At 39.7% G+C, this 13,591-nt stretch carries 12 protein-coding genes; 7 read left to right on the top strand and 5 right to left on the bottom strand.

Going from position 1 to position 13,591, the window contains the following annotated elements; all coding sequences use genetic code 11:
- Positions 1 to 81: 81 nt before the first annotated feature.
- From ES896_RS18315 to ES896_RS18305, 3 genes are all read right to left on the bottom strand, one after another.
- Positions 82 to 948: a Cof-type HAD-IIB family hydrolase gene (locus ES896_RS18315; protein WP_008348923.1), complete on the bottom strand. Its 867-nt coding sequence runs from the start codon at positions 946 to 948 to the stop codon at positions 82 to 84.
- 446 nt (positions 949 to 1,394) lie between these two features.
- The gene (locus ES896_RS18310; RefSeq protein ID WP_007497132.1) at positions 1,395 to 1,751 is read right to left on the bottom strand and encodes a YlbF/YmcA family competence regulator; all 357 of its coding nucleotides are present in this window, start codon (positions 1,749 to 1,751) and stop codon (positions 1,395 to 1,397) included.
- A 122-nt stretch (positions 1,752 to 1,873) separates the two neighbouring features.
- The gene (locus ES896_RS18305) at positions 1,874 to 3,007 is read right to left on the bottom strand and encodes a DUF445 domain-containing protein (protein ID WP_017360325.1); all 1,134 of its coding nucleotides are present in this window, start codon (positions 3,005 to 3,007) and stop codon (positions 1,874 to 1,876) included.
- A gap of 214 nt (positions 3,008 to 3,221) precedes the next feature.
- On the opposite strand from ES896_RS18305, the gene ES896_RS18300 reads away from it, so the two are divergent.
- The 7 genes from ES896_RS18300 (at position 3,222) to ES896_RS18270 (ending at position 9,472) form a co-directional block, all read left to right on the top strand.
- The gene (locus tag ES896_RS18300) at positions 3,222 to 4,328 is read left to right on the top strand and encodes a YheC/YheD family protein (protein ID WP_135227145.1); all 1,107 of its coding nucleotides are present in this window, start codon (positions 3,222 to 3,224) and stop codon (positions 4,326 to 4,328) included.
- Complete coding sequence (locus ES896_RS18295) at positions 4,285 to 5,643, top strand: YheC/YheD family endospore coat-associated protein (RefSeq protein WP_046343082.1); 1,359 nt, start codon at positions 4,285 to 4,287, stop codon at positions 5,641 to 5,643. The genes ES896_RS18300 and ES896_RS18295 overlap by 44 nt, the downstream gene beginning before the upstream one ends.
- Before the next feature lie 145 nt (positions 5,644 to 5,788).
- Positions 5,789 to 5,998: a YheE family protein gene (locus ES896_RS18290; protein ID WP_008348933.1), complete on the top strand. Its 210-nt coding sequence runs from the start codon at positions 5,789 to 5,791 to the stop codon at positions 5,996 to 5,998.
- Positions 5,999 to 6,018: 20 nt separating this feature from the next.
- Positions 6,019 to 6,894, top strand: a complete 876-nt coding sequence (locus ES896_RS18285) for a helix-turn-helix domain-containing protein (protein ID WP_017366931.1) — start codon at positions 6,019 to 6,021, stop codon at positions 6,892 to 6,894.
- A gap of 139 nt (positions 6,895 to 7,033) precedes the next feature.
- Positions 7,034 to 8,140 (top strand): ABC transporter ATP-binding protein, encoded by a 1,107-nt coding sequence (locus tag ES896_RS18280; RefSeq protein ID WP_008348937.1) that lies wholly within the window; start codon positions 7,034 to 7,036, stop codon positions 8,138 to 8,140.
- 226 nt (positions 8,141 to 8,366) lie between these two features.
- The gene (locus ES896_RS18275; protein WP_008348940.1) at positions 8,367 to 8,570 is read left to right on the top strand and encodes an alpha/beta-type small acid-soluble spore protein; all 204 of its coding nucleotides are present in this window, start codon (positions 8,367 to 8,369) and stop codon (positions 8,568 to 8,570) included.
- 284 nt (positions 8,571 to 8,854) lie between these two features.
- Entirely contained in the window at positions 8,855 to 9,472 is a 618-nt protein-coding gene (locus ES896_RS18270) for an NAD(P)-dependent oxidoreductase (protein WP_008348943.1), read from the top strand.
- 126 nt (positions 9,473 to 9,598) lie between these two features.
- On the opposite strand, the gene ES896_RS18265 is transcribed toward ES896_RS18270, so the two are convergent.
- Together ES896_RS18265 and bmrC are read right to left on the bottom strand one after the other, a co-directional pair.
- Positions 9,599 to 11,614, bottom strand: a complete 2,016-nt coding sequence (locus ES896_RS18265; RefSeq protein WP_135227144.1) for an ABC transporter ATP-binding protein — start codon at positions 11,612 to 11,614, stop codon at positions 9,599 to 9,601.
- On the bottom strand, positions 11,611 to 13,368 hold the full coding sequence (gene bmrC / locus ES896_RS18260) for a multidrug ABC transporter ATP-binding protein BmrC (protein ID WP_135227143.1): 1,758 nt from the start codon (positions 13,366 to 13,368) through the stop codon (positions 11,611 to 11,613). Before bmrC ends, ES896_RS18265 begins: the two co-directional genes overlap by 4 nt.
- Positions 13,369 to 13,591 lie beyond the last annotated feature (223 nt).

The following is a 13,591-nucleotide window of genomic DNA, read 5'->3' as shown; positions in this document are numbered from 1 at the left end:
TTACAAAATTCATCTAGGAAAAGCAATGAAGAGAACAGACGAAGGCCCTGCCATTTCTTAATAGACAGGGCCTTCATTATATTATCGTTTAATATCAAATTGATGTAAAAAACCTTCCCTTTGCTGCATTCTAAAGTATTCTTTGATCATATAAGCAACACCCTGTTCATCATGAGAACGTGTCACCCAATCGGCTTTACGTTTGACCGAATGAGGTGCATTCCCCATCGCAACGCCTAAGCCAGCTAACTCAAGCATCGGGATGTCGTCTGTCCCGTGACCGATCACGACCGTATCTTCTAATGTAAAACCTAATGCTGAGGTTAAAAGAGAAAGTCCTGCCTCTTTCGATACCCCTTTGCATACAATGTTCATTTTCTCATCACTGATCTTAATCAGATCAACAGATGGGAATGCTTGTTGAATGGTTGTGTGGATTTCAGGCTGAAGTGCTGCCGTCGAATACACTTCAATGACAGGTGTGCTAACCGGTTCATCCATGAGCATATCACTTAATGATTCAACAAATTGAACGGGATAGAAAATGGGATCAGACGGATGAATCAACGTTTTTCCCATCAATTGAGACTGTGTTTTTTTCCGATTGCCGATTGAGAATTTTTCATGTAACAAGCGAACATTACAATCAAAGCTTTCAAGGATCTGCACAAGATTAAATGTTTTCTCTTCCGTTAATTTCTTCACATGGAGCGGCTCATCAAGCTTATCAGCGATAAATGCACCACTATGCGTCACAAGAGTTGAAGTCGGTATTTTCAACGCCTTGGCAATTTTTTGCGCGGATCGAAAATGACGGTTGGTGACAATCGTCACGTAAACCCCTTTTTTCTTAACATATTCCACAGCTTCTTTTGTAGCGGAATGGATTTTCCCATTGGAACGAAGTAACGTTCCATCTATATTGAGTGCAAGTAGCTTTTTTGACACTGAGGCATCCCCCTTCTTGATGACTGTACTTACGATGAGGATATGCCCTAGCTTATCGCTTTAGAACATGCAGTTGAAGCAGCCCTTGTTTTATGTCTAATCGCAAATAAAAAAAGCCTACCCCTAGGCTTTTTTTTTATGTATGGTTTGGATGCGTAACAATGGCGTGATGAAGCTCCCCATGATCCCCTCATCTTTCACACACCAAAGCATTGCTTATATCATATCCCCTTATGCTTTGCTTTTCTCCCAGAAGCGCTTCTCTCTCATTTGGCTCATCGCCGTAAATCCAAAGTGGAACGCACCCAATTCATCACGATAGCGCTTTTTGAAAGCACTTTCAATAAGTATTATCGCAGAATTTACGAGCTTCGACAACCCTTTTTTTAAAGATATACAAGTGGCGATATGAATGAAAAAAAGGGCGAATATGATCGCCCTTTCAATTAATTTTCTTCTGCATTTCCATAAAGCTCTTCAAGAGGCTTCATGATAATTTTATTTAATTCACCGATGAGAACACTTACGCGTTGTTCTGCTTCCATCAACTGAGAGATTTTATCGTGCTGCTGCACAAGTGCAACCGTTTTTTGCGCTTGCTCTACTTCTTCTTGTGTAATCTCTTGCCCAGTCATTTGTTTTTGCTGAAGGTTTACTTGAATGTCACGGAAGTTCTCAAACATTCTTTTAGAGGACTCATCCCCATTTACCTCATCATAAAGATTTCTTAACGCTGAATATTCTTCGCTATGACGCAGTGCTTTTTCAAGGTCATATGCAACATCATAAAGATTTACAGACATGTTATGTCTCCTTTCTATCCGTTATCACCGATATGGATCGGCGGACACCACTCCACTATAACAAACTATGGCTTTCGTTTCACATATATACAATAAATTCATCGAAATTTCTCGATCTTGCCTTAGAATAAGGTGACAAAAATCGCTTGGACAGCACCGATCAATCCACCTAAAAGACCGCCTAAAAATGTGATCATCTTCAGCTCCTTATTAGATATGCTGATCACAAGCTCTTCCATTTTTTCAAGCGGGAAAAGTTCAATTTGTTCACGAATAATTTCTTCAAATTGGAGCTTTGCGAGCAGTCCCTCAAGCGCATTAGATGCGGCTTCAATCCCTTTATCAATGAGAGACGGAGCAAATTTGGTCTTAAGATCATCCGCTACTGCACTGATGTAAACTCCTACTGGTCTATCTAACAGCACCTTTGTAGAAAAATGTGAAAGCAATTGCTTTTTCACACTAAATAGAAGCTCTTTCACATTCCATTTTTTATCAAGCTCATGTAAAGAAAATTGCTTTACCTTGTCCCATTCTTGAACAAGTAAATCTGATAAAAACCTTTTTGTCTCTGCATTCTTTAAGAACTTCATCATTTCAGGATGTACGCGATCAATTAAGCTTGAATTCCCTAAAAACATTTGGACCATACTGCCAAGCATTCCTCGTTCTTTTAAGAAATCATCTATCATATGACCGAGTCTTGCTTTTCCCTCATCACTTTCAAAATAATGAATGCCTCTCTTTAAAATATAATCTGCGGCATCTGGAATTTTGGATGCAAGCTTATTTTCTACATCCTGTGGCAGCAGCTCAGACAACGTTTGCTGATCATACTTTTCAAGCAGTGAGTGGAGCTTATGATCAGTCCACTGATGAAGCCATGCGTCAGCTTTAACGTCAGCCTGTGAAAAACCGTATCTTTCTAACATGGAGAAAACCGTCATTTCCATATCAGCACCTTTATCAATATATCGGTGCACTGTCTGCAATATCTCTTGCCTTGCCTCCGATGATTCAAATCGTTTTTGAATACCCTCTGGCGTTAGTAAATGCTCCATCACCATGACGCCAACCTGCTTGGCTACTTCATCTCTCCTTTTAGGAATAAGACCCGGTGTAAATGGGAGCTGCTTCCCAAATAAATAATATGGCTTATACGGACGAAAGAGCATTTTAATTGCGAGATGGTTTGTTGCTGCCCCTATAACTGCACCTATCACAATCATAAAGATAAACGTTGTGAATATATCCAAAGTCGTCATCTACCTTTCAAACAACACCTGAAGTTTATTGTTTTTATCTATACGTATTATAGTTGTTGTCAAGAGCCCAAGCAAATGAAGCATTCAATGTGACATATGAGACAACGATCTGTCGTAATGATATAGGAACGCCAAGTTTATGTAAAATCAACAAAAAGTGTTTTTCAGATGTTAAAAAAAGAATTTGAAAAGTAGGTGTTGTTTCATGACGTCAACGCTCGGCATTGTCACTCTTTCTCCGAAGCATGAAGAGGCATTCACACTTCAGCTTGCCAAAGCAGCCTCTTCTTTTGATTTAGAAGTTGTTCGTTTTTCACCTCTAGATTTAAAGCCTGCTTCAAATATCATTCACGGTCAAAAATTTAAGACTGGCAAAGGATTTGAAGCGTCAGAATTTCAGATTCCTGACTTGATTTATGATCGTTGTCTTTATCAGCATGACGCACAATCAAAAAAAGCAAAACCTATCATGAATTGGTTAAAAAAGTATCCAAAAACCGTTTTTTTGAATACTGGAATTTCAAATAAAATGCGGCTATTCGAGCAGCTCCGTCTCCTCCCTTCTTTACAACCATACTTACCTGTCTGCTCTCTATTGACAGAGCCTTCAGACCTTCTCAACTTGGTCAGAAAGGGCGGATATTGTAAAATACAGCCGCTTTCTCAACAGCACGCAGCACCCTCTTGCTTCATTTCTTTAAGAGACAAATCACTCATTACTGTGCAGCTAAACGCTAAGCAAATCATCACCTTTTCACATTCAGAAGAGGTTGAGCGTTGGTGCAAAAAGTATATCGGCCGATCTTTCCTTCAATTTTTTAACACGAATGATCAAAAAGACGTTATTTTCAATGAAATTAGGATTTTTCTTATAAAAAATTCACAAAATCAATGGAATAGCATGGGGATTCATACAAAACCATCAGTAGAAAACAGCCTTTTAAGCAATACACAAAATTCCATTCATGTGGTAGCCTTTGATCACTATTTAAACTCATTAAAGCCACACATCAAGGAGCTGCTGTTAGATGATGTTGCCTCCATTCAGTCATCTCTTCCAGCGTTTATAGACAAAACTTTCTCACCGTGTATTGAATTCGCTATAGACTTGCTTCATACAAATGAAGGCAGACTTTTCATCTCAAATGTAAGATCAAAGCCAGGACGATCCTCTTTTTTAAAAGCTTACCCTGAGAGGGAGAATCAATTGATTCAGACCATACTTGAACATGCCAAATCGATGATGGCTGAAGAAAAGGAGGTTCCTTATGAAGAGAAAACGCTACATCATCGCTCCTCATTCAGCAAGTGAAAAAACAGTACATCTCCCTGCTCAGTTTAAAGAGCAGGGGGCAATTTTATCTATTGCTTTAGGTTCTTGTTTAGTAGATGATTTCACCATTTCCTATCATCATCAATCACAAAGGATTTTATTATCAGAAGACCTTTATCGCGCTTTACTCATTCCATACAAAACGAAAGCTGATGTCATATTAGTTCAACATACACTCTATATAGGACCTCTCATCGGCATTTTCACTGCAGGATTCGAACAAAATACAGCACCTTTAGGCGCAAGATCTTCCTATTTTATAAAACTGCTGCAATCTTGCAGGCAGCATGCTGGTTTTGCATATCTTTTTGGTACTCATTCTATCGATTGGGATAAAGGAATAGTAGACGGTTTGCTTTACCAAGAGGAGCGCTGGGTAAAAAAGCAGATGCCCCTCCCATCCGTTGTTTATGACCGGCTGCCTAATAGAAAGGCTGCTCAGTCGGCATTCATTCAAGAAACAAAACGAAAACTCATTCAAGACTACGATATCCCTTGGTTCAACCCTTATTTTTTTAATAAATGGGACATTCATGAACAGCTATTAACAGATGAAAAAACAAGCTTTTTCTTACCACATTCCATACGATTAGATCCTTTTGATGCTTTAATTAAAATAGAAACACTCCTTCATCTGCATCATGTCATTTATTTAAAACCAACAAACGGCAGTCACGGAGACGGTATTTATCAGTTAAAGAAGACGGAAAACGGGATCACTGTCTGCTCAAATAAAGGGAAATCCACTTCATATCATTCTGTAGACCATTTCGTGAAAAAACTGCGAAAAGATTGTGCAATGCAAGACTTGATTGCACAACAAGGCATTGAGCTTCTTCAAATAGACAATCAACCACTGGATTTCAGAATTCATACGAATAAAAATAAGTATGGTCATTGGACTGTTACAGCCGTTGCTGGAAAAGTTTCAGGAGATCACACTGTCACAACCCATCAACTGCATGGTGGTTCAGTAAAAACACTGTATGATATCTTTCCTGATGCAGAGAAACGTTTGAAGATTTTGCAAGAGCTCTCTGATACTGCCCTAGCACTTAGTCGTGTGATAGATGAAAAAATGCCTGGTCTGATTGGGGAAATTGGCTTTGACTTAGGTATTGATCACTTGGGTGCTATCTGGATGTTTGAAGCCAATTCTCGTCCAGGCCGCGAGATTTTTCTGCATGCACCATTGAAAAACTCAGAATGGCTGATTGGGAAAAGAATCGTTGAATACGCATCTTACCTAACACAAATGGCTCTTACTCCTATAGACCATGCAAACGCCTACTGATGTTTTCTTTTCATGTCTCTGAAATCTGTGCTTTCCCTATGCTCTTTTCATCAGATGAGATACAATAAAACCAAGTTCAAGGTTGTTTCCGGATTGTCGTGTGTATTTATTGTTTCATCAATAAAAGCAAGGAGGCAATGATGATATGATTTCTCATTTTCAATGGAAACCTCTCTTTAAAAAAGCGCAATTACCTGGCTGGAAAATATCCTTTTTTCATAATGGTTCACACTATGAAGGCATTTATCACAAAACGGGTGATATTGAATGGGGCTCTCAGCTTCCGCCTCATGAAGTTGAACCAACCTTAAAAGAAGAAATCCACGAATTAATGCTATTCCATGTGTATGATTAAACTGTTTAAGGAGCCTCGCCATGTTAGAAAAACTAAAACTTGTTTACGGACACCATATCATCAGTTCACCAACAAATGATAAACAAATTCTCTGGTATCAAACAGACGAAGGCGAAATTTTCGGAGTAAACAAAACGGAGCTAACAGAAAGAGAAACGCTTCTTCTCAATTCATTCCTCACACCAATTGATGTACCTCATTCGCAGGAAACGGAAGAAGAACAGAAATGGTACAGCTATCTCTTTGAAAACAAATCAATCACCATCGATCAATCCGTCCGTGTTCATTTTTTCAAAATGGATCACCAAGCAGAACAAAGGCAGCAAATAAAAGAGGCTGTGAACAGCAGCCTCGAACATATTCATTTCATATGGACAGGCACTGAAACAGCTATGCTCATTCAAACAAACGCTACATCAGAAAATGGCCAACTTGAACAGCTACATGATTTGTCTCAAGCCATCACAAGTGATTTTTTAACAGACGTTGTCTTCATGCAAGGACAGCTGCATTTGCCAAATGAAAATTTAAAAAAGAGATTATTAAATGAACATCAGCTCTTCTTATGGCATCTGAAGCAAGGAAAACTTAGGTCAGGGGTTGCAACATTTTATCAATGTCTACCTGCTTTCATTCGCCATGATACAGACATGGTTTCTGCCGCTATTTCAGATGCATTTATAGAAACAATCTTTGATCGGGACGTTTACCGGACTCTCACGACCTATATGCAGTGTAATTTAAATGCATCGCAGGCAGCAAAAGCTTTATATGTTCATCGAAACAGCCTTCAGTATCGGATTGATAAATTTATTGAACGGACAGGACTAGATATACGGCATTTTCAAGAAGCGTCAGCTGCCTATTTCATGATGAATCTTCTCGATCTTTCTTAAATGATCCTATCATGAGCACCTTGCCTAAAAATGAAAATAAGATGTTGTGCACGTTGTCCATTTACAGACACCCTTCCTTTTTATACACTTCATTTATAAGTAAAGCGCTTTCAAAAAAAGGACTGGGAGGCTACCACCTATGGCTGAAATGATGCTGAATCAAATTTATAAAGTGTACGATAACAAAGTAACAGCAGTAGATAACTTTAATCTACATATTGAGGATAAAGAATTTATTGTGTTTGTTGGTCCATCTGGGTGCGGAAAATCAACAACCCTCCGCATGATTGCAGGCCTTGAAGAAATTTCACAAGGGGATTTTCTATTAGACGGCAAGCGAATGAATGATGTGGCACCAAAAGATCGGGATATTGCGATGGTTTTCCAAAACTATGCCTTATACCCTCATATGAATGTGTACGATAATATGGCTTTTGGATTAAAGCTTCGAAAATTTCCTAAAACAGAAATTGATGAGCGGGTACGAAACGCTGCAAAAATATTAGGGCTTGAACAATACTTAGATCGAAAACCTAAGGCATTGTCTGGAGGTCAAAGACAGCGTGTTGCACTTGGAAGGGCCATTGTGCGCGATGCAAAAGTCTTTCTTTTGGATGAACCTCTCTCTAATTTAGATGCTAAACTTCGAGTTCAGATGCGTGCCGAAATTTCTAAACTTCATCAGCGGCTGCAGACGACATTCATCTATGTCACACACGATCAAACAGAAGCCATGACAATGGCTACTCGGCTTGTTGTCATGAAAGATGGCTTTATTCAGCAGGTTGGCGCACCAAAGGATGTGTATGAAAACCCAGAGAATGTCTTTGTAGGAGGATTTATTGGCTCTCCAGCGATGAACTTTTTTACAGGAAAACTGTCTGACGGAGCCATTGCCATTGGGAATACGCACATTCGTGTACCAGAAGGAAAAATGAAAGTATTACGCAGTCAGGGCTATATCGGAAAAGATGTGATTCTAGGCATAAGACCAGAAGATTTCCATGATGAGCCTGTGTTTATAGAGGCTTCTGAAGGAACAAAAATTGAAGCAAACGTAGAAGTGGCTGAATTAATGGGAGCCGAAACGATGCTTTATTCTTCTCTCGCTGGTCAAACGTTTATTGCACGTGTTGATTCTCGCACAGATATTCAGGCAGGTCAGACGATCCCTCTTGCCATTGATATGAATAAAGCGCACTTCTTTGATACAGAGACTGAGTTGCGTATCCGCTCAGCTGAATAAGAAGACGTTCCACAAACCATCACCATTGGGTGGTGGTTTTTTGTATATGAAAACAACATTTACCATGTTCTTTTTCCGTATGTTTTTTTCGTAGCGAACCATAATATTTAGTACAAAGCAGTTACCGCATTGGGTTTCGCCAAGTGGCAAATGACTTGGTCATTTCGCTGGTGCGACTCCAGCAAACCCAACCAAAAAAATCATATATAAAAAGGAGATTCACATCATGGCAAATTCTAATAGTTCAAATCAATTACTAGTTCCTGGAGCAGCGCAAGCAATCGATCAAATGAAATACGAAATCGCTTCTGAGTTTGGTGTAAACCTTGGAGCAGAAACAACAGCTCGTGCTAACGGTTCAGTTGGTGGAGAAATCACGAAACGTCTTGTATCTTACGCTCAGCAAAACCTTGGCGGAACAAAAGCTTAATTTCATATCTGGATCATAGAAGGCACCTCTTATGGTGTCTTCTTTTTTTGGTTTTATCCCTCACCGATTCCTTTTGAATTCATATGATGTATTAGAAAGGAGCGGATCTTCATGGACATTATTTCAGGTATGAATTTTGAACTTCTACAATTTGTCGGTCTCTCTCTATTATGTGAATATGCTCATAGTATTCGGTCCTTTCATCTTTATAAAAAAAGCATGACATAAAACTGTACCATTTTAAGTTCTTTTCACTTATAGTATGTAGTGGAGGGATCGATCAGATGAAAATAGCTCTTTTCGGTGCTCATGGACGTGTAGGACAAGCATTTCTTCGTTTCGTAAAAGAAGATGATCGTTACATGGTTCGCTCGTTAATTCGGACAAACCGGGAAGAAATGCTTGCGGGTATGTTTCAAGTCACCGGCAATTCCAGAAATCAAGAGGATGTTCTTGAAACAATTAAAGGATCAGATATTGTCGTGAGCTGTCTATCAACAGATGGTGATGATACTTTATCTGTTTCAATGGAGCATATCGTACAAGCCATGAAGCAAACAGGAACATCAAGAATTATAACGATTGGTACAGCAGGGATTTTGAAAGCAAGGCAGCAGCCTGAGCTTTACCGCTTTGAAACAAATGAATCAAGGCGAACCACTTCCCGAGCTGCTAAAGAACATGCCAAAGCATTTGAAATTCTTCAATCAACTGAACTAGATTGGACAATCATTTGTCCAACCTATTTACCAGATGGAGAAGTGACACGGTCATATCGCTATGAAAAGAATTTTCTCCCTATAGATGGACAGAAAATCTCAGTTGAAGATACCGCACACTTTTTGTATCAGCAGTTAAACTCAAAAGAATTTGTGCATCAACGCGTCGGTATCGCTTATTGACCATTTAGTTCGTGTAAATGATATACAACCAGTAAAAGTCGAGATCATTTCATGAAGCCTCGACTTTTTTCATTGCCATGAAAAAAGCCTCTTTCAAATTGAAAGAGGCTTTTTCTACTCATCCTATCAGCTGCTCGTCACAGCTCCCTTTTGTAATTCGTACATTTGCGCATACAGTCCGCTTTGCTCCATGAGCTCTTCGTGGCTGCCGCGTTCGACAATTTCACCCTTTTCTAACACCAAAATCATGTCAGCTTTCTTAATAGTAGATAATCGGTGTGCAATGACAAAAGTGGTTCGTCCTTCTTTGACGACATCCAGTGCCCGCTGAATGATGGCTTCTGTTTCTGTATCGATGTTAGCCGTCGCTTCATCTAGAATTAAGATCGCTGGATCGTATGCCAGTGCACGGGCAAATGAAATCAATTGACGTTCCCCAGAGGAAAGAGTACTCCCTTTTTCAACAACTGGTTCATCAAAACCTTCAGGCAAATGCTTTAACAGTTCTGCTGCGCCCACTTGCTTTAACGATGTTTCAATCGTTTCTCTTTTAATGTCTTCATTTCCTAAACTGACATTGGACGCAATCGTTCCAGAGAACAAATAAGGATCTTGTAGTACAATGCCCATTTGCTTACGCAACGTTTGGCGCGACTGATCATAGATGCTTTTTCCATCAATGAGGATATCCCCATGCTGAATATCATAAAAACGCAGCAGCAAATTCATGATCGAACTTTTCCCAGAACCGGTATGTCCAACGAGTGCCACCGTCTGACCTTTTTTCGCCTCAAAGGTGATGTTCTTTAATACATTTTTCCCTTCATTATACGCAAAGGTAACATCCTGAAATTGAACGTGCCCCTCGATTTTCTTCTGAACCGGTTCTTCCACTTCAGTACCAGGCTCATCTAATAATCGAAAGACCCGTTCAGATGAAACCCTTGCTAATTCTAATCTAGAAAATTGATTCACAATGCCTGTAATCGGCTGGAACAAACGATTTAAATAATCGACAAATGCATAGAGCACCCCAATGGATACAATGCCCGTCGCACTTAAGGACGCACCGCCAAAATACCAAATGAGTGCGACATATGCTAAGTTCCGAAGCAGATTCACCAAGTTATGTGAGAGCAGTGAATTTAAATGAAGCATCTTTCGCTGATATCGAAAGTGATTGTTATTCAGCTCATCAAATTCTTCTTTCGTTGCTTGTTCATGTCGAAATGCTTGAATAATCGTCATTCCTTGAATGGCTTCATTTAGCTTGGCATTAATTTCACTGATGATGGATCGAATGCGGTGATTGTAAACCGACGCAAACTTTCGGTAAGTCATCGACCATAGGAAAATAATCGGAACAGCCACTAAACAAATGAGCGCCAGCTTCACATTTAATAAAAACATGGCGATATAAATGCCAATCATGTAAATGGCACTTGTGACGAAATTCGCTAGTACTGTGACATATAAATCACGAATGGTTTCTGTGTCATTGGTAATCCGTGCGACAACCTTTCCAGCCGGTAAATTATCAAAATACCGAATCGGAAGCGTTTGAATATGTTCAAATACGTCCACTCGCATTTTTTGAATAATGCGATTTGCAATACGCTGGAGTAAATAGTGCTGCCCATATTGAAAGAAAATCGCAATGACGAGCATCCCAAAATAAAATAGAACAAGCTGCACCAAACCACTGATTTCCGGCTGATAAAAAGCGAAGATTTCCTCTTTGGATAAACGCTGTACCTGATACGTCTCACGCTCGCTCCCATTTTCAATGGTGAGCTGATCCCCTTCTATTGTCCGGCTCCCGTCAAATCGAATCGGTTCATTCACAAAATAGTACCCAAATCCGACTTGCACGACATTGATTTGCTTTCCATCTTCATTTTGATTCTGTAGCCGGTCACTTCTTATATAGTTATTTCCCTGGTAATAAACCGTTTTATCTGTTTTTTCATTTACCTCAACATACGGTTTTTCTACACCTAAAATATGATCATCAATCATTTTTTTCCCAATGAAAGGTCCTGTTAACTCAGCACCAACTGCAATGATCAGAAAGATCAAAGCAACAGACAATACTTTTTTATATAGGAGTGCATAGGCAAGAAGTCTTCTCCCGGTTGTCATGCCTCATCCCCTCCTTCCAGCTGATTTGTCAGCTGCTGACGCAGAAATTGCTCTTTATACCATCCATCTTGCTGAATAAGCGCTTGATGGGTTCCCTTTTGAACAATACGTCCTTCTTCCATGACAAGAATGAGATCCGCATGCTCTACAGCTGATAGACGGTGGGTTGTAATAAATGTCGTTTTCCCATGACGATTTTGTCTTAAATTCTCTAAAATAGCCGTTTCTGTTTTTGCATCAACTGCAGATAACGAGTCATCCAAAATCAAAATGTCTGGATCAATTAATAAAGCACGTGCAATGGAAATCCGCTGCTTCTGTCCTCCTGACAGCGCCACTCCCTTTTCTCCAACCATGGTTTCCAAGCCTTCTGGTAAAAGGCGTAAATCCTTTTCAAAGTAAGCATCTTTAATCGCTTGTGCTAATTCAGCTTCTCTCGCGTCTCTATGACCGAAACGCATATTCTCTTCTACACTTTTTGAGAAAAGGACATGATCTTGCGGAACATAGCCAATCCATTGGAACAGTTGATCCAATTCAATGTCCTCAATTGGAACACCTGAAAACAAGATCTTTCCATCACCTGTCGGATACTGACGAAGAAGCTGTTTGACAATCGTTGTTTTTCCGCTTCCCGTTTTTCCTGTAATACCAATCGTTTGCCCTTTTCGTACAGTAAAGGAGACATTCGTTAGATTATCTTTAGAGGAAGTTGGATACCTAAATGTCACATGTTCAAATTGAATATCGCCAGGCTCTTGTAATGTTTTTGGCTTGGTTGCGTCAGTTACATCCGGTTGATAACTGAGTGTATGATTCAACCGGTCTAATGAGGCATTTCCTCTTTGCATGATATTAATCAATTCACCAATGGCAAACATTGGCCAGATCATCATCCCCAGATAGACGTTAAATGCGACAAGCTCACCAATGGTTAAATCACTTTGGAACACAAGATATGCGCCGTAACCGATACCGATTAAATAACTGATCCCCACAAGCAATTTCACCGTCGGCTCAAACAATGAATCAATGATCGCCACTCTCATATTTTTTTGAAAGACATCATCTGTCATTTCTCGAAAGCGATTCACATCTTGTTTTTCCTGTACAAAAGACCGAATCACCCGAACGCCGGCAACTGATTCTAATACACGATCATTCATATCACCAAATGCATCTTGAGCGACTGTAAAGCGTTCATGAATTTTACTGCCATAAAACGCTATCAAAATCGCCATCAGTGGCATTGGAATAATGGCCATTAAAGTTAATTTCCAGCTGATCGTCAGTCCCATCGTAAAAAAGATCATCAGCATGTAAGCAGTGGAATCGACTAATGTTAAAACGCCAAAGCCTGTTGTTAAAGCCACAGCATTCAAATCATTTGTACCTAACGCCATTAAATTTCCGGTTTTTTTCTTTTCATAAAAGGTGGGTGTCATCTTAAGTAAGTGGCGCATTAATTTTCCGCGCATCACACGCTCCATGACATTTGCGCCGCCAAATAACTGATACATCCAAAAGTAGGTGAGCGCATAGACACTGACACCAAGTAAGCAAAAAATGGTTACGTAAAATAAGATACTGGATGTTGTAAATTGACCAGACCGAATGTCATCAACTGCTTGACCTAGATACCTCGGTGGCAGCATTTCAAGCACATTCACAATGAGTAGCAGCGTAATGGCGATTGTATAGCGCCTCCACTCTTGTTTAAAGAACCAGCCTAATTTCACAAATACTGAAAACATGTTTGTCTCTCCTTTTAAAGCTAGCCGCTTTCTATATTTTCCTGATTGTCACCTTGTTTCGTTTTTTGAGCTTTTGTCATTTGTCTTGCCTTTGGCATGTTCACATGCTTTCACTCCTCTTCATTTAGTTGTTGATGCATTCCATTATTTCGAGATACGAAATGTATACAACAAAAAAAGAGGCAACCAGCTGACTGGTACGCCTCTTTTATACATGATAAAA

Origin of the sequence: Bacillus sp. 005/A4HT-01/001, from assembly GCF_004634445.1 — a bacterium.
In the GTDB taxonomy this organism is placed as follows: domain Bacteria; phylum Bacillota; class Bacilli; order Bacillales; family Bacillaceae; genus Bacillus; species Bacillus altitudinis.
Note: the sequence above shows the minus strand (reverse complement) of the source record. Positions and strands in the feature narration are given on the sequence as shown.